The organism is Kitasatospora sp. SolWspMP-SS2h (genome assembly GCF_003259315.1).
Classification (GTDB): Bacteria; Actinomycetota; Actinomycetes; order Streptomycetales; family Streptomycetaceae; genus Kitasatospora; species Kitasatospora fiedleri.
Map to the genome: position 1 here is coordinate 39,221 of NZ_QLLT01000027.1, position 23,201 is coordinate 62,421.

The window sequence follows — 23,201 nt, forward strand, 5'->3', positions numbered from 1 at the left end:
CCCGCACGGTCCGGACAAGGACCTCCGGGTGCCGACGGGCCGCGGGCACCCCGCCCGCGGCCCGGTCGAGCACCGTCCCGACCGGAACACCGTCCCGACCGGAACACTGCCCCGGTCGGACGCCGCCCGGAACGGTTCAGGCGATCTTGAACGGCTGCTGGCAGGCGCCGCAGACGATCGAGGCCTGCGCCAGCACGGACGGGACGACGCGGACGTTGCGACCGCAGCCGCACACCGCCTTGACCCGGACGCCGCCGCCCGAGGAGCCGTGCCGTGCGGCCGGCCCGCGGAAGGCGCGGTGGTTGCCCTCGCCGGCGACGGCGAGCTGGTGCGCCCCGAGCGCGCGGTCGAGACGCTCGATGGTCTCGGCGTAGCGGTCGCGGGTCTCGTGCCCCATCGTCACCTGGGAGAAGCCGCTGCTGGCGTGCGGCTCGACCGGGTGGGCCAGGCCCAGCTCGGAGGCGAGCAGCAGGAAGCGGCGGTTGTGGTAGCGGCCGGCCCGCGAGGTGTCGCGGATCTCCCGGGCGGCGGCCAGGCCGTGGGCGGCCTCGTGCAGCAGTCGCTCGAAGTTGAGCTGGGTGCCGCAGGCGGACGAGGACTCGCCGATCAGCGCCTCGGGCGACGCCAGATCGGGCAGGTCCCGGTGGTGGGCCTGGATGTCACTCCAGGCGGCGGCCAGTTCGGCCGCGAGGACGAGGGGCTGTGTCGTGCTCACGCTGTACCAACGATGGAGAGAGAGGCGGTGTTCCGGCGGGCACCCAGGTCGGGGAATTCCCAGCGGACTCTCAGAAACGCACTTCCGCGCGCGAATTGCGCGGCTCCGGACTGACGCAAGACCAACCCCCTGCACGTATCGAACCGGCGGGTTTCGCCGGGCTCTCGGCACCCGCCGCGGAGCCCAACATCCCCACGGCGGACGGCCCGCGTCCTGTCCGAAAATTGACAGGGCCACGGGCCGTACACCGTACCGCTTGTCGACTACCTCGGGGAGTTGACTGGTGAGTAGCTCAATTGCCGTGACGCGGAACGGGATTCCGGAATTCGCCGGGAGAGCCGCCGATCGCGCAGTTCACGGGTCCGGGACCGGCCGGGAACCGGTCCGCGGCCGCCCGGGAGGGGCGGCCGCGGCGGGCGGCTCAGTACGCGCGGGCGACCAGGGCGAGGTTGCCGGGCTGGTCGTCGGCGGCCGGCACGGAGCCGTCCTCGGCGATCAGGCAGCGCACCGAAACACCCTGCTCGGCCAACTTGGCCTCGCCCTCGGGGCCGAGGTCGGCCCAGGAGATCCGGCCCCAGCCGGTGGTGGCGGCCTCGGCGGCCTCCTCGATGGTCTTGACGTCCACGGTGCGGGCCTCGCGGCGCTCGCGGGACTCGCGCAGCAGCTGCGCCTGGTCCTCCTCCAGGATGCCGGGGACGATCGCGGCCAGGGAGTCGACCGTGACCGGCTCCTTGCCGCCGGCGATCCGGCGCACCAGCATCGCGGTGCCGGCCTCCAGGTCGCGCGGGCCGACCTCGATCCGCAGCGGGACGCCCTTGAGCTCCCAGTCGACGGCGCGGCGGCCGAACGGGGTGTCGGTGCGGTCGTCGACGACCACCCGCACGCCCGCCGTCTCCAGCGCGGCGCCGATCTCGCGGACCTTCGCCAGCACCGCGTCGTCGCCCTTGATGGCCAGCACCACGGCCTGCACGGCGGCCAGCCGCGGCGGGACCCGCAGGCCGTTGTCGTCGCCGTGGGACATGATCAGGCCGCCGACCATGCGGGTGGAGACGCCCCAGGAGGTCTGCCAGACGTGCTCGCGCTCGGCGCCCTGCAGCTGGTAGGTGGTGTTGAACGCCTTGGCGAAGTTCTGGCCCAGCTCGTGGCTGGTGCCCATCTGCAGCGCCTTGCCGTCGCCCATCATCCCTTCGAGGGTGAGGGTGTTGATGGCGCCGGCGAAGCGCTCCCTGGCGGTCTTGCGGCCGAGTACCACGTCGATGCCCAGCACGTTGGTCATGAAGTCGCCGTAGACGTCGGTGTGGATCAGCGAGGCGTACGCGCGGGCGTCCTCGTAGGTGGCGTGGGCGGTGTGGCCCTCCTGCCAGAGGAACTCGGTGGTGCGCAGGAAGACGCGCGGGCGCAGCTCCCAGCGGACCACGTTGGCCCACTGGTTGATCAGCAGGGGCAGGTCGCGGTGGCTCTGCACCCACTTGGAGAAGTACTCGTTGATGATGGTCTCGGAGGTGGGCCGGACGACGACCGGCTCCTCCAGCTCCTTGCCGCCGCCGTGGGTGACCACCGCGAGCTCGGGGGCGAAGCCCTCGACGTGCTCGGCCTCCTTGGTCAGGTAGGACTGCGGGATGAACATCGGGAAGTAGGCGTTCTGGGCGCCCGCCTTCTTGATCCGCGCGTCCATCTCCTGCTGCATCCGCTCCCACAGGCCGTAGCCGTACGGTCGGATGACCATGGTGCCGCGCACCGGACCGTTGTCGGCCAGCTCGGCCTTGTTGATGAGGTCCTGGTACCAGCGGGGGAAGTCGTCCGCCTGGGGGGTGAGAACGGGTGCCTTAGCCATGGGCCGAATGGTACGGAAAACCGGGGCCGGACCGTGAATCCGTTTCGTCCCGGCCCGAAAGCCCGCCCCCGCACCGCACCGACCCCCGCCCCGCCCGCGCGCCGCACCGGACCGCGCCCGCGCACACCCCGGGGCGCACACCAACGGCGCACGGATACCTGCTCGCACCCCTCTGGACGGCGGGGGCCGCCCGCTGTTCGCTGGGAGGGGGGCCGGGGGGCCGGGCTGCGGGGACCGCAGCTGATTCCGAGGATCGAATGGGAGGCCGCGATGGCTTCAGCGCAGGTGACCGGCAGCACCGTGGACCGGGTCCGGACGGACGGCCCGGCGGGGAGCGGCGGTCGGGCGCGGGACTGGGCGGAGATCCAGGAGCGCATGCTCGTCCCCCTCTACCAGGACGTTTACCGGCGGTTGGAGGTCGGCGCGGCCACCAGTCTGCTGGGTGTCGGCTGCCGGTCCGGGCTGGCGCTGCTGCTCGCCGCCGGGCGCGGCGCGCAGGTCGCGGGGGTGGAGGCGGACGGCGGACTGCGGGAGCTGGCGGCGGCCCGCGGGTTGCAGGTGGTGCCCGGCGGGGGCCCGGCGGCCCTCGCCCGTTCGGCGCACTCCGTCCCCCGCCCGGCGCACTCCCTGGTGACGGTTTTCGAGCAGCCGCCGGTGCCTGCGCTGGTCGCCTGGTCGGCCGAGCGCACGCTGCCCGGCGGGCAGCTGGTGGTGGCCGCCTGGGGCCGGCCGGAGCGCTGCGAGAGCGCCGCCGTGCTGGAGGTGGCCCGACGGTACGCCCCGCTCGACGCGCCGGACCCGTTCGCCGCATCCGGCCCGGGCGCCCTGGAGTCGCTGCTGGCGGCGGCGGGGGCGCGCCCGTCCGGGGGCGGCCGGGCGGCCTGCCCGTTCGCCTACGCGGGTCTGGACTCGGCGGTCCGCGGCCTGCTCTCCACCGGCCTGTTCGAGCGGGCCGAGGCGGCCGCGGGGACGGCGCTGGTGGTCAAGGAGCTGGAGGAGGCGCTGCGGCCGTACCTGCGCCCGGACGGTTCGGTGCGGATGGCGAACGAGTTCCGCTGGGCGGTGGGGACGCGGCCCCGCCGCTGAGCGGCCGGCCCGGAGGACGGCACGGAGGAACGGCACGGAGGGACCGCGCGAAGGGAACGCGCGAAGGGAACGCGCGAAGGGAACGCGCGAAGGGAACGCGCGAAGGAACGGCACGGAGGAACGGCACGGAGGAACGGCACGGAGGGAACGCGCGGGGTCAGGACCGGCCGAGCCCGGCCGCGGCGTACGCGGCGTCCTCGTCCAGGGTCTCGGCCTCCAGCAGGGCGGCGGCCAGCGCGTCGAGCCGGTCGCGGTGCCGGTGCAGCAGGGCGACGGCCTCCTCCCAGCACTCGGCGACGATCCGGCGGGCCTCCTCGTCGACCGCGTCCAGCGTGGTGGGGGCGGCGGCCAGGCCGTACGGGGACTGGCTGTCGTCGGGGACGGCGGTGACCCGGCCGACCCGCTCGCTCATGCCCCAGCGGCCGGCCATCGAGCGGGCGATGGTGGTGAGTTGTTCGAGGTCGCTCTCGGCGCCGGTGGTGACCACCCCGTAGACCACCTGTTCGGCGGCCATCCCGCCGAGCGCGCCGATGATCCGGCCGCGCAGGTAGGGCTCGGTGTAGGAGTAGCGGTCGGTGTCGGGGGTGGAGAGGGTGACGCCGAGGGCCCGGCCGCGCGGCACGATGGTGACCTTGCGGACCGGGTCGGCGCCGGGTTGCAGCATGCCGAGCAGGGCGTGCCCGGACTCGTGGAAGGCGGTGCGCTCGCGCTCCTGCTGGGGCATCACCAGCGGGCGCACCGCGCCGAGCTGGACCTTCTCCAGCGCCTCGGAGAGGTTCGCCTGGTCGACGGCGTCCTGCTGGCGTTTGACGGCGATCAGCGCGGCCTCGTTGACCAGGTTGGCCAGGTCGGCGCCGGTCATGCCGGGCGTGGTGCGGGCGACGGCGTCCAGGTCGGTGCCCTCGGCGAGCGGCACCCGGCGGGTGTGGATCCGCAGGATCTGCTCGCGGCCGGCCCGGTCGGGCGGGCTGACGGTGATCCGGCGGTCGAACCGGCCGGGGCGCAGCAGCGCCGGGTCGAGGACCTCGGCGCGGTTGGTCGCGGCGATCACGATGACGCCCTCGGAGCCGGAGAAGCCGTCCATCTCGGTGAGGATCTGGTTGAGCGTCTGCTCGCGCTCGTCGTGGCCGCCCAGCCCGCCACCGCCGCCGCGCTGGCGGCCGATGGTGTCGATCTCGTCGATGAACACGATCGCCGGGGCGACCTTGCGGGCCTCGGCGAACAGTTCGCGGACCCGGCCGGCGCCGACGCCGACGATCATCTCGATGAACTCGGACGCCGAGGCGGAGAAGAACGGCACGTCCGCCTCCCCGGCGACGGCCCGGGCCAGCAGCGTCTTGCCGGTGCCTGGCGGACCGGACAGCAGGACGCCGCGCGGCATCTTCGCGCCGAGCCGGCGGTACGCCTGCGGGTTCTTCAGGAAGTCGACCACCTCGCTGAGCTCGGCCTCGACCTCGTCGATGCCGGCCACGTCCCGGAAGGTGGTGCGCTTGCCCTGGCTGGTGTCCACCGGCTTCGGCGGGGCCTTGCGGCCGAGCGCGCCGCCGCCGATCCCGCCGGACATCCGGCGGGCGATCAGCACCCAGACCCCGATCAGCAGCAGCATCGGCGCCAGCGAGATCAGCAGGTTCGCCAGGAAGCTGCGCTGCTGCACCACCGGACGGGCCGTCACCTCGACGTTCTGCGACTGCAGGGTGCCCCAGAGGTTGTCGGTGGCGAACTCCGGCCGCTGGGTGGTGAACTCCGTGTAGTCGCCCTTGTCGCCGTCCGGCTTGGGCTGCCCGCTCTTGAGCGTGCCCTCGATGGCGTCGCCCTTGGCGTAGACCTTGGTGACGTTCCCGGCGTTCAGCTGCTTGGCGAACTCGGTGTACGAGATCGTGGTGGAACCGCCGTTGCCGAAGAGGCTGAGCAGCAGGTCCGAGAGCAGGAACACCACCAGCGCGGTGAGGATCAGGCCCACCCAGCCGCCCGGCATCCTCTTCTTCGGCGGCGGAGGGGGCGGCGCCCCCTCGGACCGCCAGGGCTGGTCGGGGGTCTGGCGCGGCGGCACGGGGTTGCTCACCCGTCGGACGATACGGACCCCGTGCCCGCCGGACGGCGCGCAACGCCGCGCCCCGCCCCGGTCGGCGCACCGGCCGGCCGGCCCGGTCAGCGCACCGGTGTCGGCCACTCCTCCGCGGTCAGCGCGAAGCGCTCGTGGTCGCGCCAGGCGTCCTGGAGGAACAGCATCCGCGGCGTGAGCCCCTCGTGCCGGAAGCCCAGCCGGCGGGCCAGCGCGATCGACCGCTCGTTGTCCGGCTGGACGTTGATCTCCAGCCGGTGCAGTCCGAGCCCGCCGCGCTCCGGCCGCGTGAAGCAGCGCTCCACCACCAGCCGCATGCCCTCCGACATCCGGCCGGTCCCGACGAACGGCTCGTACGAGTCGTAGCCCAGCACCGCGTTGCAGAACCGCGCCATCACGATGTTGGCCACGTTGCACTTGCCGACCAGGCCGCCGGTCGCGGTGTCGACGATCATGAACGTCCGCAGGCCCGCGCCCTGACGGCTCAGCAGGTCCGGCATGCCGTCCGGCTCCACCGGGTTCCACCGCCCGATGTGCGCGGCGGAGCGCCGCACCGCCTCGGCGTAGGGGACGACGTCATCGGGGCGGGGGGCTCGGATCGTCACGCGCATACGGGACATCATCGCGCACCCGCGCGCGGAAGCACGGGCACGGGTGGCGGATGCACGGGCGGCACGGACCGGGGGCGCGGTTCCCCGCGCCCCCGGTCCGTGCCGCCCCGCCGCCTACAGCAGGTCCTTGAACTCCTTGGGGAGCTGGAAGTCCGCCGGCCCCTGGCCCGGCTGGACGCCGAACGCGCCGCCGGACTGGGCGCCCTGGCCCGGCCCGAGGGCCTTGCGCTCGGCGGCCGCGGCCTCCTCCTGGGCCCGCTTGAGCGGGTTGCCGCTCTTGCGCTTGCCCTTGGCGACCGGGGCCTTCTTGCCGGAGCGCTTGCCGCCGCCGCCCATCCCGGGGATGCCCGGCATGCCGGGGATGCCCTTGCCGGAGGCCATCGCGGACATCATCTTGCGGGCCTCGAAGAACCGCTCGACCAGGCCGGAGACCTCGCCGACCTGGACGCCGGAGCCCTTGGCGATGCGCAGCCGGCGCGAGCCGTTGATCAGCTTCGGGTCGGCCCGCTCGGCCGGGGTCATCGACTTGATGATCGCGCCGACCCGGTTGACGTCCTTGTCGTCCAGGTTGTTGATCTGGTCGCGGATCTGGCCCATGCCGGGGAGCATGCCGAGCAGCTTGGAGATCGAGCCCATCTTCTGGACCTGCTCCAGCTGCGACAGGAAGTCGTCGAGCGTGAAGTCCTTGCCGCCGCCCTGGAGCTTGGCGGCCATCTTCTCGGCCTCGGCCTGGGAGAAGGTCTGCTCGGCCTTCTCGATCAGCGAGAGGACGTCGCCCATGCCGAGGATGCGCGAGGCCATCCGGTCGGGGTGGAAGGCGTCGAAGTCGTCGACCTTCTCGCCGTTGGAGGCGAACATGATCTGACGGCCGGTCACGTGGGCGACCGAGAGCGCGGCGCCGCCGCGGGCGTCGCCGTCGAGCTTGGAGAGCACGACGCCGGTGAAGTCCACGCCCTCCAGGAAGGCCTGGGCGGTGGTGACCGCGTCCTGGCCGACCATGGCGTCGACCACGAACAGGACCTCGTCCGGGTCGATCGCGGCGCGGATGTCGGCGGCCTGCTGCATCAGTTCGGCGTCGATGCCGAGGCGGCCGGCGGTGTCGACGATGACGACGTCGTACTGCTTCTGCTTGGCGTACTCGACGGAGTCGCGGGCGACCTGCACCGGGTCGCCGACGCCGTTGCCGGGCTGCGGGCCGTAGAAGGCGACGCCGGCCCGCTCCGCGACGACGCCGAGCTGGGTGACGGCGTTGGGGCGCTGGAGGTCGCAGGCGACCAGCAGCGGGGTGTGCTTCTGGGTCTTGAGCCAGTGGCCGAGCTTTCCGGCCAGCGTGGTCTTGCCGGCGCCCTGGAGGCCGGCCAGCATGATCACGGTCGGGCCGGTCTTGGCGTAGCGCAGGCGGCGGGTCTCGCCGCCGAGGATGCTGATCAGCTCCTCGTTGACGATCTTGATGATCTGCTGGGCGGGGTTCAGCGCGCCGGAGACCTCGGAGCCGAGGGCCCGGTCCTTGACCTGCTTGATGAAGGCGCGGACCACGGGGAGCGCGACGTCCGCCTCCAGCAGGGCGATCCGGATCTCGCGCGCGGTGGCGTCGATGTCCGCCTCGCTGAGACGGCCCTTGCCCCGGAGGTTCTTGAACGTCGCTGCGAGGCGGTCGGAGAGAGTGTCGAACACGTCGGTCGCGGGTCCCTTGCGGCATCGAGTACGGGTACTGTCGTCGCCCCAAGGGTAGCCGTACCCCCGGCGGGCGGTCTGCGCCCCTGCGCGAACCGCGGGTCAGGGGGTCTCCAGGGCGGCCCTGACCACCCGCGCGACCTCGTGCGCGCGCTCCCGCTCCAGCGGCCGGCCGTCCGGCGAGGTGAGGTAGAAGGCGTCGACGGCCTCCGCGCCGAGGGTGGAGACGTGCGCGGTGCGCACCCGGACGCCGGCCACGTCCAGCGCCCGGCCGATCCGGTGCAGCAGGCCGGGGGCGTCGTGCGCGCGGACCTCCAGCACGGTGGCGGACCGCGAGGCGGCGTGCGGGGCGACGGTGACCACCGGCGGCGGGGTGCTGATGCCGCGGCGGCGCGGCGCGGCGGCGTCGCGTTCGGCGAGCTTGCGGGCGACGTCGAGCGAGCCGTCGAGGGCGCGGCGCAGGTCGGCCCGGAGCCGGGCGGCCTCGGGCAGGTCGCCGTACTCGGCGGCGACCGTCCAGGACAGCAGCAGGACGGGCCCGGCGCCGACCGGGTCGAGTTCGCGCAGGCCGGCCTTGCGGACGGTGAGGCGGTGCACGGCGAGCACCCCGGCGACGGTGCCGAGCAGGCCGGGGCGGTCGGGGAGGGCCAGGGTGAGTTCGACGCCCATCGGCTCGGTGCCCTGCTCCCCCGCCGGTTCGGGGTGGGCGGCCAGGGTGAGCGCGGGCCCGCCGGTGCGGGCGGCCTCGACGGCCAGGCGCTCCTGGTCGGCGGTGACCTCGGGGTCGGCGGCGGGCGGGCTGGTGTCGCCGGCCAGCCGGGCGGCGGTGCGCTCGACCAGCGCGGTGACCAGCGAGGCGCGCCAGCTCGACCAGGCGGCCGGGCCGGTGGCGGTGGCGTCGGCCTCGGTGAGGGCGTGCAGCAGTTCCAGGTGGGTCTGGGTGCCGACGGTCTTGGCGATCAGGTCGGCGGTGGCGGGGTCGTCGGGGTCGCGGCGGGTGGCGGTGTCGACCAGCGTGAGGTGGTGGCGCACCAGCAGCGCGAGGGTGTCGGTGTCCTGCCGGTCGAAGCCCATCCGGACGGCGACGTCGCGGACGATCACCTCGCCGGCCTCGGAGTGGTCGCCGGGCCAGCCCTTGCCGAGATCGTGCAGCAGGGCGGCGACCAGCAGCAGGTCGGGGCGGGCGGTGCGGCGGGTCATCGCGGCGGCCCGGACGGCGGTCTCGATCAGGTGCCGGTCGACGGTCCAGCGGTGCACGGCGTTGCGCTGCGGGCGGCAGCGGACCCGCTCCCAGTCCGGCAGCATCCGGCTGATCAGCCCCTCGGCCTCCAGCGCCTCCCAGACCGGCAGGCAGGCCTCGCCCGCGCCGAGCAGGGTGACCAGCTGGGCGCGGGCCTCGTCGGGCCAGGGCACCGGCAGCGGCCCGGTCTCGGCGGCCAGTCGGCGGACGGTGGCGTAGCCGACGGTGAGCCCGGCCTGGGCGGCCGCGGCGGCGGCCCGCAGCGGCAGCACCGGGTCGGCGGCGGGCCGGGCGGCGTGGGCCAGCACCGCCTCGCCGTCCTGTTCGACCACGCCCTCGGCGAGCGGGCGGCGCTCGGGCGCGTCGGGGCCGACCGGGGCCCGCCGGGCGCCGTTGAACGGGAAGCCGAACCGGGCGGCGCGGCGGGCCGGGCGGCGGCGCTCGGCCAGCACCCGGTCGACCGAGCGCCAGGTGACGTCGGAGGCGTACGCGACGGTGCGGGCCGCCTGGTAGACCTGCCGCAGCAGGGTGTCGGCGTCGAGCACGCCGAGTCGTTCGGCGACCTGGTCCTGGTCCTGGAGGGAGAGCCGTTCGGTGGCCCGCCCGGTGGTCAGGTGCAGCGCGTCGCGGACGTCGGCCAGGGTGCGGGCGGCGGCGTCCAGGCCGTCGCGGGGGGCGTCGGCGAGCCAGGTCGCGGCGACCGCGTTCAGCGCGACCAGGTCGCGCAGGCCGCCGCGGGCCTCCTTGAGGTCGGGTTCGAGCAGGAAGGACAGCTCGCCGTGGCGCTCGGCCCGGGCCCGGCCGAGCTCCTGGAGCTCGGGGAGCCGTTCGGGGGCGGCGGCGCGCCAGTCGGCCAGGACGGCGGAGCGCAGGTCGGCGGTGAGCTGCGGGTCGCCGGCCAGGTGGCGGGCGTCGAGCAGGCCGAGCTGGGCCTTGAGGTCCTCGGCGGCGACCTTGCGGGCCTCGCCGGGGGTGCGGACGGCGTGGTCGAGGGCGACACCGCTGTCCCAGACCGGGTACCAGATCCGTTCGGCCAGGTCGGCGGCGAGCGGGCCCTCGTGCAGCAGCAGCAGGTCCAGGTCGCTGCGCGGGGAGAGTTCGGCCCGGCCGTAGCCGCCGACGGCGACCAGCGCGGTGCGGGCGGGGGCGCCGGCGGCCCGGTAGAGGGCGGCCAGCCAGTCGTCGGTGAGCCGGGCCAGGGCGGCGCGCCGGCGCGGGCCGGTGGTGTCGGGGTCGGCCAGCAGGCGGGCGCGCTCGGCGGGGTAGCCGTACTCGGCGGGGTCGGTGCTGCTCACGTCTGCTCCCGGTGCGTGCGGGTGCCGGATACGCCTTCGGCGGACCTGCCACGGGGGCAGGTCCGCCAGGAGGGTTTCAGCGGTGGATCAGGGTGGATCGGAGGACGGGCGGGCGGGGGTCAGAGGGCGTCGGGGCCTCGTTCGCCGGTGCGGACCCGGACGGTGGTCTCGACCGGGACCGACCAGACCTTGCCGTCGCCGATCTTCCCGGTGCGGGCGGCCTTGACGACCACGTCGACCAGCTGCTCGGCGTCCTCGTCCTCGACCAGTATCTCGATCCGGACCTTCGGGACCAGGTCGACGGTGTACTCGGCGCCGCGGTAGACCTCGGTGTGGCCGCGCTGCCGGCCGTACCCGCTGGCCTCGGTGACGGTCAGGCCGTGCACCCCGAAGGCCTGCAGGGCGTCCTTGACCTCGTCCAGGCGGTGCGGCTTGATGACGGCGGTGATGAGCTTCATCGGGCGTCGACCTCGGTCTTCTCGGCGGGGGCGGTCGCGGGGGCGGCCGGGGCGGTGCGCACCAGGCTGGCTCCGACGGCGGTGAAGTCGTAGGCGGACTCGGCGTGTTCGGCCTGGTCGATGCCGGAGACCTCGACCTCCTCAGCGACCCGGAAGCCGATGGTCTTCTGGATCAGCATGCCCAGCAGCCAGGAGAGCACGAACGAGTAGACCAGGACGGCGACCACGCCGAGCACCTGCTTGCCGAGCTGGCCCAGGCCGCCGCCGTAGAACAGGCCGGAGGCGGTCTGGCCGACGTGGCCGGTGGCGAAGAAGCCGATCAGCAGCGAGCCGATGATGCCGCCGACCAGGTGGACGCCGACCACGTCGAGCGAGTCGTCGAAGCCGAACCTGTACTTCAGGCTGATCGCCGCGGCGCACAGCACGCCGGCGATCAGGCCGATCGCGATCGCGCCGAGCGGGGAGACCGAGCCGCAGGCCGGGGTGATGGCGACCAGGCCGGCCACCGCGCCGGAGGCGGCGCCGAGGGTGGTGAACGCGCCGTGCTTGACCTTCTCGTAGGCCAGCCAGCCGAGGATGGCGGCGGCGGTGGCGACCTGGGTGTTGACGAAGGCCATGCCCGCCACGCCGTTGGCGGCCAGCGCGGAGCCGGCGTTGAAGCCGAACCAGCCGAACCACAGCAGGCCGGAGCCGAGCATCACCAGCGGCAGGTTGTGCGGGCGCATCGGGTCCTTCTTGAAGCCGATCCGCTTGCCCAGCACCAGGGCCAGGGCCAGGCCGGCCGCACCGGCGTTGATGTGCACCGCGGTGCCGCCGGCGAAGTCGATCACGCCGTTGCGGTCGCCGAGCCAGCCGCCGTTGCCGCCGTCGAAGAAGAACACCCAGTGCGCGACCGGGAAGTACACCACGGTCACCCAGAGCGCCACGAACAGGCTCCAGGCGGTGAACTTGGCCCGGTCCGCGATCGCGCCGCTGATCAGGGCCGGGGTGATGATCGCGAACATCAGCTGGAAGGCCGCGAACCCGGTCACCGGGATCGTCCCGGTCAGGGCGTTCAGGTCGATGCCGCGCATCCCCAGGAAGTCGAGGTTGCCGATCAGACCGGCCCCGGCGTCCGGCGCGAAGGCCAGCGAGTAGCCGTACAGGACCCAGAGCACCGAGACGATGGCCAGTGAGATGAAGCTCATCACCAGCATGTTGAGGGTGCTCTTGACCCTGACCATGCCTCCGTAGAAGAAGGCCAGGCCCGGGGTCATCAACATGACCAGGGCCGCACAGATGAACACAAAGGCGGTATCGCCCGCGCTGAAGCCGTCCGGCATCGGCGTCTCCTCCGAATGAGAGCCGCACCACGACCGGGATTACCTGTCCCGTGCCCATCCCGGCGTGTCGGCGATGAGAGGAGAGTGCCGAAGGCGGGTTTCGGCCGATGCGGCTCGGTGTTTCGCCGCAGTGACGCGGTTGACGCGCCCGTTACGGGAAGGTGAACCACGGCAGGTGACGCGTACTGGACAGCGCGTGCTATACGCCGACGGCCGTCCGGACGGGGGGCGGACGGCCGCGGGCGGCGGGGGCGGAGCGGATCAGACCACCGCGACGAACTCCGGGATGTCGTGCACCACCCGCTCGGCCAGCCGGTCCACCCCCGGGGCGCCGCGGAAGTCCCGGCTGGCCGCCTCGGAGGTCTTGCGGACCCGGGTGTTCAGCCGCTCGGAGCGCACCTTCTTGGCGATGTCGACCGCCTCCTCGCAGTACTTCGCGGCCTCCTCCGGCTCGTTCTGCAGCAGCCGCACCGAGGCCATCCCGACCAGGTTGAACGCGTAGGTGCGGACGTGGTCGCCGTCCTCCCGGAACCGGTCGACCGCCTCGGTGATCAGCGGCTCGGCGGCCTTGGCCATCGCCGGCCCGTGGTCCGAGGTGTACGCCAGGTCCCGGTAGGAGTGGCCGTTCTCCGCGCACAGCTCGGCGTACGAGAAGAACCTGAGCCAGCTCGGCGCCGCCTCGTTGGTCTCCCGGATGTCGCTGAAGGTGTCCTCCGACAGCCGCACCGCCCGGGCGCACCGGTTGACCTCGCCGATGGTGGAGTACGCCCGCGCCTCCATCGCGTACAGCAGCGACTGCTGGCGGGCGGTGGCGGTGTCCCGGCTGCCGTACTGGGCGAGGTGGATCAGCTCCAGCGCGTCCTCGCCGCGGTTCAGGTGGATCATCTGCCGGCTCATGTCGGTCAGCACGTGCGCCCCGAACGGGCGGTCCCCGGCCTCCTTGGCCGCGTGCAGCGCCAGCACGTAGTACTTCTGCGCGCTCGGGTGCATGCCCACGTCGTACGACATGAAGCCCGCCAGGTGGGCCAGCTCGGCGGTGATCCGGAACAGCCGCTTGGTGGTCGCCTCGGGGTAGGTCTCCTGCAACAGGTCGGTGACCTCGTGGAGTTGGCCGACCACCGCCTTGCGGCGCAGGCCGCCGCCGTTCTGCGCGTCCCACTTCCGGAACATCTCGGTGGTCTGCTCCAGCAGCTGCATCTCCGGCTCGGACAGCCGCCCGGAGAAGTGCTCGCCGCCGTTGGCCGCCGCCAGGATCGGGGTGGGGACGCCGTTCGGACCGGGCGTCAGCCAGCGCTGCATCGGCTCGATCAGCGCCGCACCGGCCGTCAGCGCCAGCGAGGTGCCGAGGAAGCCGCGCCGGTTGAGCATCAGGTCGCTGCGCGAGTACTCGCTGATCGCCTGCACGGTCTGCTGCGGGCTCCACGGGAGGTCCACGCCGCTGCCGACGGTGGTCACCTGGACCACCGCGCGCAGGCCGAGGTCCTCGACCGAGACCACCGAGCCGAAGCGCTCCGAGAACAGCTCGGACATGATCTTCGGGATCGGCTCCCGCGGCTGCTCCCCGTCCAGCCACCGGCGCACCCGCGAGGTGTCGGTGGAGACGTGGTGGGCGCCGATCTGCCGCGCCCTGCGGTTCACTTGACGCGCCAGCTCGCCCTTCGACCAGCCGCTGCGCGCGAACCAGGAGCCCAGCTTCTCGTTCGGCTGCTTCTCACCCATGGGAACGTCCCCATCCCGCCCCGAACCCGGGGCCCCGCTTCGCCCTGACTCGTGTCCATCGCCTGCACCGCCGTCCGCGTGACCGGTCGGCTGCGTTCCGTATCCCGAACGTAGCGCCCCTGCGCCATCCGGGGGAGCAACGCCGGAAAAACGCCACCTTTCGCCACCCCCACGAGTGAACTACCGGGCCGGGTACCGCGCTTCACTGGGAATCAGCTCGGCATGACCCCGGCACATGCCCGGACCTGACGGAGGCACGCGTGCGGCAACGACGATCCGGCATCCGCGGGGCTGGTGCAAGGCGCCTGCTCGCCCGTGCCACCCGAATCGGGGTGCGCCGGTCCGCGCACGCCTCCGGCGCGCCGCGCACCACGCGCCCGTCGGACGACGCGCCGTCACCGTCCCGTAACCAGCGGCGACCGGAACCGGTTGGGGGTGGCATGGACAAGCTCTTCGGCAGCCTGCGGCTCACCCCCCTCGGCGCCCGCCGCCGCACCCGGCCCGCCGCGCTGCAGGCCGCCGCCGAGTACTCCGGGCGCTGGGGCTGGACGCTGGCGGCCGGCAGCCCGGCCCCGCACCCCGCGACCGCCCCGACGGCCTGCGGCTGCGGCGTCCCGCGCTGCGCCGCGCCCCACCTGCACCACCTGGTCGGGCCCGCGATCGCCCCCGGCGCGACCGCCGCCGAGCTGGTCGCCCGATGTCCGGCCGACGCCCCGCTGCTGCTCCCGACCGGCCACCAGTTCGACGTGCTGGACGTCCCGGCCCAGCCCGGTCTCCAGGCCCTGGTCCGGCTCGAACGGATGGGCACCCAGGTCGGCCCGGTGCTGGCCTCCCCGGCCGGCCGGCTGCTGTTCTTCGTCGCCCCCGGCACCGCCGAGCGCCTGCCCGAGCTGCTCTACCGGATGGGCTGGGACGACGCCTCGCTCGACCTCGCCTGCCACGGCCTCGGCTCCTACCTGGCCGCCCCGCCCACCCCGCTCGGCCCGCTCGGCCCGATGCGCTGGCTGCGCCGCCCCGCCGCCGACAGCGCCCCGCCCGAGGCCCGCCTGCTGCTCGGCACCCTGGCCTACGCCTGCCACCGCACCCGCGTCCGCACGGCGGAGTTCGCGGGCTGACGGCCGCGGGGCCAGGGGGCGGACAGGCGAAGGGGCGGTGCCGGGAAGGGAGTCCCTTCCCGGCACCGCCCCTTCGCCCGCCGTCCGGACGCGGCGCCGGCGGCACTAACCGAGCAGCGCGTCCACGAACGCCCCCGGCTCGAACGGCGCGAGGTCGTCCGCGCCCTCGCCGAGGCCGATGAGCTTGACCGGCACGCCCAGCTCGCGCTGGACCGAGATGACGATGCCGCCCTTCGCGGTGCCGTCCAGCTTGGTGAGCACGATGCCGGTGATGTCGACCACCTCCGCGAACACCCGGGCCTGGACCAGGCCGTTCTGCCCGGTGGTGGCGTCCAGCACCAGCAGCACCTCGTCCACCGGGCCGTGCTTCTCGACGACCCGCTTGACCTTGCCGAGCTCGTCCATCAGGCCGGTCTTGGTGTGCAGCCGGCCCGCGGTGTCGATCAGGACGGTGTCGACGCCGTCGGCGATGCCCTGCTTGACCGCGTCGAAGGCGACCGACGCCGGGTCGCCGCCCTCGGGGCCGCGCACGGTGTGCGCGCCGACCCGCTCGCCCCAGGTCTGGAGCTGGTCGGCGGCGGCGGCGCGGAAGGTGTCGGCGGCGCCGAGCACGACCTTGCGGCCGTCGGCGACCAGGACCCGGGCGAGCTTGCCGGTGGTGGTGGTCTTGCCGACGCCGTTGACGCCGACCACCAGGACGACGGCCGGGCCCTCCTCGTGCTTGACCGAGCGGACGGTGCGGTCGGCGTCGGTGCCGATCAGCTTGACGAGCTCCTCGCGGAGCAGGGTGCGCAGTTCGTCGGGGGTGCGGGTGCCGAGCACCTTGACCCGGGTCCGCAGGTTGTCGACCAGTTCCTGGGTGGCGGCGACGCCGACGTCGGCGGTGAGGAGGGTGTCCTCGATCTCCTCCCAGGTGTCCTCGTCCAGGCGGTCCCGGGAGAGCAGGGTGAGCAGGCCCTTGCCGAGGGTGGACTGCGAGCGGGAGAGCCGGGAGCGCAGCCGGACCAGGCGTCCGGCGGTGGGCTCGGGCACCTCGATCGCGGGCGCGGCCTCGGCCTCCTCGGCGGTCGGCTCCCCGGTGGTCGGCGCCCCGGTGGTCGGCTCCCCGACGGCGGGCTCTCCCGTGGCCGGTTCCCCGGCCGGGGCTCCCGGGGCCTCCGGGGCCCGGGTGGCGCCGGAGGCGGTGGGCGGCGCGGTGGGCTCGGCGGCCCCTTCCGCGGGCTTGGCCGGAGCGGTCGCGGTCGTCGCCGGGTCCGTCTTCGCGGGCGCGGTGATGGTCGGCGGCTGGCTCGGCCGGTCCAGTTCTCTGCGTCGTTTGCCGGAGACGACGAGTCCGGTGATCGCGCCGATGGCGACCACCGCAATGACAACGGCAAGGATCACGTATTCCATAACCCGTCCAGTATCACGTAGCGCCTGTGCCGGGCCCGGTTCCGCGGGTTCCAGCGCTGTCCTGTACCTCTGCTCGGCCTGCTGCGGCCGCCGCCGCCCGCTGCGTCGGCTCCGCCTGCCGGGGCGGCCGGGCCGGCCTCCCCGGTCCGGGTACCCGCAGCCGCTGGCTGATCACCTGGGAGATGCCGTCGCCCTTCATGGTGACGCCGTACAGGGCGTCGGCGGACTCCATGGTGAGCTTCTGGTGGGTGATGACGATCAGCTGGGAGCTCTCCCGCAGCTCCTCCATGATCCCGACCAGCCGCCGCAGGTTGGTCTCGTCGAGCGCGGCCTCGACCTCGTCCATGACGTAGAACGGGCTGGGCCGGGCCTTGAAGATCGACACCAGCAGGGCGACGGCGGTGAGCGAGCGCTCGCCGCCGGAGAGCAGCGAGAGCCGCCTGACCTTCTTGCCGGGCGGGCGGGCCTCGACCTCGACGCCGGTGGTGAGCATGTTCTCCGGGTTGGTGAGCAGCAGCCGGCCCTCGCCGCCGGGGAACAGTCGGGCGAAGACGCCCTCGAACTGGGCGGCGGTGTCGCGGTACGCGGCGGTGAACAGCTGCTCGACCCGGGCGTCGACGTCGCGGACGATGTCCATCAGGTCGCGGCGGCTCTTGCGCAGGTCGTCGAGCTGTTCGCCGAGGAAGCGGTGCCTGGCCTCCAGGGCGGCGAACTCCTCCAGCGCGAGCGGGTTGACCTTGCCGAGCTGCTGGTGGGCGCGTTCGGCGGCCCTGAGCCGCCGCTCGACCTCGGCGCGGACGTAGCGGACCGGTGCGGCGGGCTCGGCCGGCTCACCGGACGCGCCGGGTCCGCCGGATTCGCCGGGTCCGGCGGGTTCGCGGCCGTCCTCGGGCGGCGGGGCGGGGACGGGCTGGTCGGGGCCGTAGCCGGCCAGCAGGTCGTCGGCCTCGATGCCGAACTCCTCCAGCGCCCGGGCCTCCAGCTGTTCGATCCGCAGCCGCTTCTCGGCGCGCAGCACCTCGTCGCGGTGGCCGGCGTCGACCAGCCGGTCGCGTTCGGCCTTGAGCGCGCGGCCGTGCTCGCGGAACTGCCGCAGTTCGGCCTCGCGGGCGGTGCGGTCGGCCTCGACGGCGGCGCGTTCGGCCTCGGCGGCGGCGAGCGTCCCCTCGATCCGGCCGAGCAGTCGGCGGGCGCCGGTGGCGACGGCGGTGGCGGTGCCGGCTTCCCGGCGGGCGCGTTCGCGGCGTTCGGCGGCGCAGGCGCGGGCCTCGCGTTCGGCGCGGGCGGCCCGGTCGATCTGGTCGGCGCGTCCGGCGAGGGCGCGGACGCGCTCCTCGTGGGTGCGGACGGCGAGCCGGGACTCCGTCTCGGTCTGCCGGGCGGCGGAGGCGGCGGCGGCGAGCCGGTCGCGTTCGGCGGGGTCGGGTTCGTCCTCGCCGCTGTCGGCGGTCTCCTCGGCGGCGGCGAGGCGTTCGGCGAGTTCCTCGGCGGCGGCGCGGGCCTCGGCGAGGCCGCTGTCGGCCTTGGCGGCGGCGGTGGCGGCGCGGTCGGCCTCGTCCGCGGCGGCCCGGGCGGCGCCGCCGGAGCGGCCGAGGGCGCCGGCGCGGTCGGCCCGGCGCCGCTCGTCCTGGCGGCGCAGCGCGGTCGTCCGTTCGACCTCGGCGGCGAGTTCGGCGCGCCGTTCGCGGGCGGCGGCGAGCTCTTCGGCCGCTCCGGCGCAGCGGGTGTCGAGCTCGGCGATGCCGCGGGCGGCCTCGGCGACGGCGGCCCGGGTCTCCAGCGGGCTGGGCGCGCCGGGCGAGCCGCCGTGGGCGAGGGCGGCGGAGAGCAGGTCGCCGTCCCGGGTGACGGCGCTCCAGCCGGGGTGGCGGTCGGTCAGCCGCCGGGCGGTGGCGAGGTCCGCGACCACGGCGGTGCGGGCCAGTACCCGCCGGGCGGCGGCGGCCACCGCGTCCGGTCCGCCGATCAGTTCCCCGGCCCGGCGGGCGCCCTCGGGCAGGCGTTCGGTGCCGGCCCCGGCCGCCCCGGCCGCCCTGGCGGCTGCGTCGGCTGCGTCGGCTCCGGCGGCTCCGCCGGCCGCGGCGTCCGCGTCGGCGATCAGCAGCGCGGCCCGGCCGCCGTCCTCGGCGCGCAGCCAGGCCAGCGCCTCGGTGGCGGTCCCGGCGTCGGGGACGGCGACGGCCTCGGCGGCGGGGCCGAGCGCGGCTGCCACCGCGAGTTCGAACCCGGGGGCGACGGTGAGGAGTTCGGCGGCGGGGCCGAGTACGCCGGGGCGGCCGAGCAGGGCGGCGCTGCCGTCCTTGCGGCGCAGGCCGAGGGTGAGCGCGTCGTGCCGGGCGGTGAGCGCGGCGCGTTCCCGCTCGGCGGCGGTGAGCGCTTCGCGGGCGGCCGAGACCGCGTGCTCGGCGTCCCGGAGGGACTCCCGGGCCAGCTGGTGGAGTTCCTCGCCGCGTTCCTCCCCCGCGGTGCTCTCCTCGTCCTGCGCGCGGAGCCGCCGGTGCTCCTCCCGGGCGGCGGCGGCGCGCAGCAGCGCCTCGTCGCGGGCGGTGGCGAGCCGTTCGGCCTCGGCCCCGGCGGCGGTGGCGCGGGAGCGGGCGGCGGCGGCCCGGCCCTGGAGCCGGGCGAGTCCTTCGCGCCGGTCGGCGATCGTCCGGGCGGCCTCCTTGAGCCGCAACTCCTCGTCGGCGAGGGCGCGTTCGAGTCCGGTGCGGTCCTCGACGGCCTCGGCCAGCGCGTCCTGGGCCTGTTCCAGGGCGGCTTCCAGGGCGGCCTCCTCCGCGCGGACCCGGGCGGCCTCGCGCTCCAGGTCCTCCGGGTCGCGGCCGCGGCGCTCCTCCAGCTGTCCGGCGGTGGCGGCGGCGCGGACCCGGGCCTCGGCGAGTCCGACGGTGCCGCGGGTGCGCTCGGCGAGCGAGGAGAGCCGGTACCAGGTCTGCCGGGCGGCCTCCAGCGCGGGCCCGAGCTGTTCGACCTGGGCCTCCAGGACGGCTTCGCGCTGGAGGGCGGCGGCGAGCTGCTGCTCGACGGTGGTGCGGCGCAGGCCCAGCGCGAGTTCGTCGGCGACCTCGGCCTCGACGGCGCGGCGCAGGGTGAGCAGGTCGTCGGCGAGCAGCCGCAGCCGGGCGTCGCGCAGTTCGGCCTGGATGCCGGCGGCGCGCCGGGCGACCTTCGCCTGGCGGCCCAGCGGGCCGAGCCGGCGGCGCAGTTCGGCGACCAGGTCCTGGACCCGGCTGAGGTTGGCCTGCATCGCGTCGAGCTTCCGCAGCGCCTTCTCCTTGCGCTTGCGGTGCTTGAGGACGCCGGCCGCCTCCTCGATGAAGGCGCGCCGCCCCATCGGGTCGGCGTGCAGCACGGAGTCGAGCTGCCCCTGGCCGACGATGACGTGCATCTCGCGGCCGATGCCGGAGTCGGAGAGCAGTTCCTGGATGTCGAGCAGCCGGCAGACGGTGCCGTTGAGCGCGTACTCGCTGCCGCCGTTGCGGAACATCGTCCGGGTGATGGTGACTTCGGTGTAGTCGATCGGCAGGGCGCCGTCGGTGTTGTCGATGGTGAGGCTGACCTCGGCGCGGCCGAGCGGGGGGCGCCCGCTGGTGCCGGCGAAGATGACGTCCTCCATCTTGCCGCCGCGCAGCGACTTGGCGCCCTGTTCGCCCATCACCCAGGAGAGCGCGTCGACGACGTTGGACTTGCCGGAGCCGTTGGGGCCGACCACGCAGGTGATGCCGGGCTCGAAGCGCAGGGTGGTCGCCGAGGCGAAGGACTTGAACCCGCGCAGGGTCAGGCTCTTGAGGTGCACCCGACCGTCCTCCTCGCCGTGCCGCCGGCCGCGGCCGCGGCCCACCGCTGGCGACTGTATCCGGCCGGGGTGCCGCCGGGCCCTCAGGCGGTGGTTTGGGCACGTCGCGGGTCGGGCACTCTCCCAGCGGGAGAGCCGCCGTGAGCACGACGAAGGGACGTCCGCTCGGACGTCCCTTGTAGGCTGCCGCCCCCTCGCGGGGGAAGCTCAGTGCACGACTGCGTCGATCGCGAGGACCACGAACGATCAGGTCAGGGCCGGCTCGCGCTGGTCCAGGTCGATGCTGCTGAGCAGCGAGTGCTCGTCGGCGACGGCGGACAGCGCGTCGTTCTCGGCCTGGAGCTTGACCAGCTCGTTCTCCAGGTCCTGGACGCGCTGCTGCAGCCGTCGCATCTCGGAGAGCATTCGCGGGTCGGGGCCGCCGACGTACCCGAGAAGCGCCTTTGCCATGATGTGTGGTCCTCCACGCTGAGTGACCGAACCGTGTACGGTAGGTCTTGGGGGAAGGGATACGCACGCGCCTGCGCGCCGGACGTGCTGGCTGGGCACTACGAGGGCATCCGCTGGTGAGTGGCACACTCACAGGCGAGGCCCCGCCGGTTAAACGCAAACCTGTGCGCGGGTTTCCAGCGTCTCACCAAAGACCGTACGGGTCAACACGATCACCGCACGCTACCGCGCCCCTGTCACCTGCATGGCGGGAACCTCACACCATCGGCCGGGCTAGTGGATCACTACGTCTGCGGAGTCAACCACGAGTCCGCCCCGAAGGCAACCCCGTGACACCGGCAGTTGCCGGGGGCTCTCCTCCCGCCGGCAACCGCGGTGTGCTCATCGGATCGCGAAGCCCCGGTACCCGTCGCCCACGGCGGTCCAGATCTCGGTGACCCCACTGACCTGACCAGGCGTTCCGGGCCCGCGCAGCGCGGCGAGCAGCCGCTCGCAGTCGGCGCGCGACCCCTCGGCGACCACCTGGACGCGGCCGTCCCCGAGGTTGCTCGTGTAGCCCGTCAGCCCGATCTCCAGGGCCCTGGCCCTGGTCCACCAGCGGAACCCCACCTGCTGGACGCGCCCGCGCACCCAGATGGTGGCCCGGACGGATCGGCGGCTGTCGTGACCTTGCATGTGTCCGACCATAGTCGGGCACTCCGGGGGCGCTCGGAACGGGCTTCACGCCCCTTCCACCGACCCTCCCCACCCCTGCGGCGGCCCTCGCTCCACCGACACAGCCGGCACAGCACCGTCGGCCATCCCCCGGAACGCGGACGGCCCCCGCTCCGTCCGAGGACGGGAGCCGGGGGCCGTTCGCGGTGCCGGGGCGGCCGGGGTCAGTCGCCGAAGCTCCCGAAGTCGCCGCCGCCGAAGTCCCCGCCGCCGTCGAAGCCGCCACCCCCGTCGAAGCCGCCGCCGTCGCCGAAGTCGTTGCCGAAGTCGGAGGGGTCGAAGTCGGCGCCCGAGTACTCACCGGCGTCCGCGCCGCCGTTGTCGTCGTACCCGCCGCCGTAGCCGCCGCCGTCGCCGTGGCCGCCCGCGTAGGCGTAGCCCGGGGTGGAGAGCGCCGAGCCGAGCATGGTGCCGACCAGCAGGCCGGGCAGCATGCCGCCGCCGAAGTAGCCGCCCGCCCACGGGCTGTAGGCGGGGCCGGCGTTCCAGTACGGCTGGTGGCCGTGCTCGGTCTCCACGGTGCGCACCGCCGGGTCCTGACCGTGCGAGATCCGGGCCGCGTCGTCGGCGCAGGCCGGGACGGAGCGCGGGGCGCCGCCCTCCGGGGCCCAGGTCACGTCGGTGGTGGACGGGCCGTGCCGCGGGTCGAAGAAGCACGGGACGCGGCGCTCGGGCAGCGGGCGGCCCTCGCGGCGGGCGGCCAGGGTGGCCAGCGCGAACCGGCCCTGCTCCAGCGCCTCGGTCACCGGGCGGACGTCCTCGGGCCCCTTCGCCTCGTCCATGGTCCGCTTGGCCAGGTCGTAGGAGTCCAGCGCGCTGGTGTAGTCGGCGCGCTGGGCGTCGTCCGCGCCGGGCGCGCCGGGGCTGAAGTCGAGCCGGTCGAGCTCCTCGCCGAACGCGGTGATGTCCTCGTCCACCACGGTGCGCAGCTGGGCGAGTTCGGCCCGGGCCCGCTCCTCCTTGCGCTTCCTGGCGCGGCGGAACAGCAGGAGGACGCCGACGCCGAGCAGCACGATCAGCAGGACCGGGATCAGGACCCAGGCGATCGAGGTGCTGTGCTGCGGGCCCTCGCCCTTGGTCTGCTTGGCCGCCCCGTCGACGAACTCGGTCAGGGTGGCGTCGATGTCCTTGGGGTTCGAGCGGAACGCGGCACCCGCGATCCGGTCGGTCGCGGCCTTGCTCAGCGCCTTGGCGTCGGAGTTGGCCTGGAACTGGTCGCCGCGCCAGATGCCGTAGACGCCGACGATGCCGACCTTGGTGCGGAGGTCGCCGAACAGGTTCTTCGTCGGGTAGGCGTCGCTGGCCGGCAGCACCGCGATGAAGATCGGCTTGTCCGCGTCCTTCAGCTTCTTCGCCAGCCGGTCCGCCTGGTCTGCGGAGAACCGGCTGCTCATCGACGGGTCGACGTAGACCTGGACCTTCTTCATGGAGTCGGCCGCGTCGTTCAGGCCGGACGCCGAGGCGGGCGCGGACAGCCCGAGCACCATCAGCAGGCCGAGCAGCGCCGCCAGGGCGGCGGCGGGCCCGGTGGCGCGGGAGCGGCGGAGCACAGTTCTCATGCTCCAGACCGTACCGGTCCGGCGGTCGGGACCACGCCCTCCCCCGGTACTGTTCCCACCCTGAGACCGGCCCCTACTCCAGGGGGAGAAGGGCGCTCCGAACCCCCGCCGACCGGCCGGAGTCGGGGCCGCGCGGCCCGCGCGGGGCGTTCGAGCGGG

16 protein-coding genes are annotated in these 23,201 nt (G+C 74.4%); 2 read left to right on the forward strand and 14 right to left on the reverse strand.

The annotated features are described in order from the left end of the window. Positions 1–136 precede the first annotated feature (136 nt). Both K353_RS27660 and proS read right to left on the reverse strand, forming a co-directional pair. Complete coding sequence (locus K353_RS27660) at positions 137–715, reverse strand: hypothetical protein (RefSeq protein WP_030458815.1); 579 nt, start codon at positions 713–715, stop codon at positions 137–139. Positions 716–1,136: 421 nt separating this feature from the next. Next, positions 1,137–2,549, reverse strand: coding sequence for a proline--tRNA ligase (proS, locus tag K353_RS27665; RefSeq protein WP_111556238.1), 1,413 nt, complete (start codon positions 2,547–2,549; stop codon positions 1,137–1,139). Between the two features lie 270 nt (positions 2,550–2,819). Between proS and K353_RS27670 the strand changes: the two genes are divergently transcribed. Next, positions 2,820–3,635, forward strand: a complete 816-nt coding sequence (locus K353_RS27670; protein WP_111556239.1) for a class I SAM-dependent methyltransferase — start codon at positions 2,820–2,822, stop codon at positions 3,633–3,635. A gap of 157 nt (positions 3,636–3,792) precedes the next feature. On the opposite strand, the gene ftsH is transcribed toward K353_RS27670, so the two are convergent. The 7 genes from ftsH to K353_RS27705 form a co-directional block, all read right to left on the reverse strand. Further along, entirely contained in the window at positions 3,793–5,697 is a 1,905-nt protein-coding gene (gene ftsH / locus K353_RS27675; RefSeq protein ID WP_111556276.1) for an ATP-dependent zinc metalloprotease FtsH, read from the reverse strand. 86 nt (positions 5,698–5,783) lie between these two features. Beyond that, entirely contained in the window at positions 5,784–6,308 is a 525-nt protein-coding gene (locus K353_RS27680) for a GNAT family N-acetyltransferase (RefSeq protein ID WP_233533868.1), read from the reverse strand. 114 nt (positions 6,309–6,422) lie between these two features. After that, on the reverse strand, positions 6,423–7,982 hold the full coding sequence (ffh, locus tag K353_RS27685; protein ID WP_111556241.1) for a signal recognition particle protein: 1,560 nt from the start codon (positions 7,980–7,982) through the stop codon (positions 6,423–6,425). Positions 7,983–8,084: 102 nt separating this feature from the next. Further along, positions 8,085–10,517, reverse strand: a complete 2,433-nt coding sequence (locus K353_RS27690; protein ID WP_111556242.1) for a [protein-PII] uridylyltransferase — start codon at positions 10,515–10,517, stop codon at positions 8,085–8,087. Positions 10,518–10,636: 119 nt separating this feature from the next. Then, a complete protein-coding gene (locus K353_RS27695; RefSeq protein ID WP_111556243.1) occupies positions 10,637–10,975 on the reverse strand; it encodes a P-II family nitrogen regulator in 339 nt (112 codons plus the stop codon). After that, positions 10,972–12,297, reverse strand: a complete 1,326-nt coding sequence (locus K353_RS27700; protein WP_111556244.1) for an ammonium transporter — start codon at positions 12,295–12,297, stop codon at positions 10,972–10,974. Before K353_RS27700 ends, K353_RS27695 begins: the two co-directional genes overlap by 4 nt. A 261-nt stretch (positions 12,298–12,558) precedes the next feature. Beyond that, positions 12,559–14,016: a hypothetical protein gene (locus tag K353_RS27705; protein WP_111556245.1), complete on the reverse strand. Its 1,458-nt coding sequence runs from the start codon at positions 14,014–14,016 to the stop codon at positions 12,559–12,561. A gap of 440 nt (positions 14,017–14,456) precedes the next feature. Between K353_RS27705 and K353_RS27710 the strand changes: the two genes are divergently transcribed. Beyond that, the gene (locus K353_RS27710; RefSeq protein ID WP_111556246.1) at positions 14,457–15,131 is read left to right on the forward strand and encodes a bifunctional DNA primase/polymerase; all 675 of its coding nucleotides are present in this window, start codon (positions 14,457–14,459) and stop codon (positions 15,129–15,131) included. A 105-nt stretch (positions 15,132–15,236) separates the two neighbouring features. Here K353_RS27710 and ftsY read toward each other — a convergent pair whose 3' ends face one another. The 5 genes from ftsY to K353_RS27735 form a co-directional block, all read right to left on the reverse strand. Further along, complete coding sequence (gene ftsY / locus K353_RS27715) at positions 15,237–16,523, reverse strand: signal recognition particle-docking protein FtsY (protein WP_111556247.1); 1,287 nt, start codon at positions 16,521–16,523, stop codon at positions 15,237–15,239. A 13-nt stretch (positions 16,524–16,536) separates the two neighbouring features. Next, positions 16,537–20,319, reverse strand: a complete 3,783-nt coding sequence (gene smc / locus K353_RS27720; RefSeq protein WP_111556277.1) for a chromosome segregation protein SMC — start codon at positions 20,317–20,319, stop codon at positions 16,537–16,539. A gap of 246 nt (positions 20,320–20,565) precedes the next feature. Next, entirely contained in the window at positions 20,566–20,769 is a 204-nt protein-coding gene (locus K353_RS27725; protein WP_030458828.1) for a hypothetical protein, read from the reverse strand. Between the two features lie 381 nt (positions 20,770–21,150). Further along, positions 21,151–21,444 carry an acylphosphatase gene (locus K353_RS27730; protein ID WP_233533869.1) on the reverse strand — a complete coding sequence of 98 codons (294 nt, stop codon included), beginning with the start codon at positions 21,442–21,444 and terminating at the stop codon, positions 21,151–21,153. 203 nt (positions 21,445–21,647) lie between these two features. Then, positions 21,648–23,042: a hypothetical protein gene (locus tag K353_RS27735; protein ID WP_111556249.1), complete on the reverse strand. Its 1,395-nt coding sequence runs from the start codon at positions 23,040–23,042 to the stop codon at positions 21,648–21,650. Between the last annotated feature and the right edge of the window lie 159 nt (positions 23,043–23,201).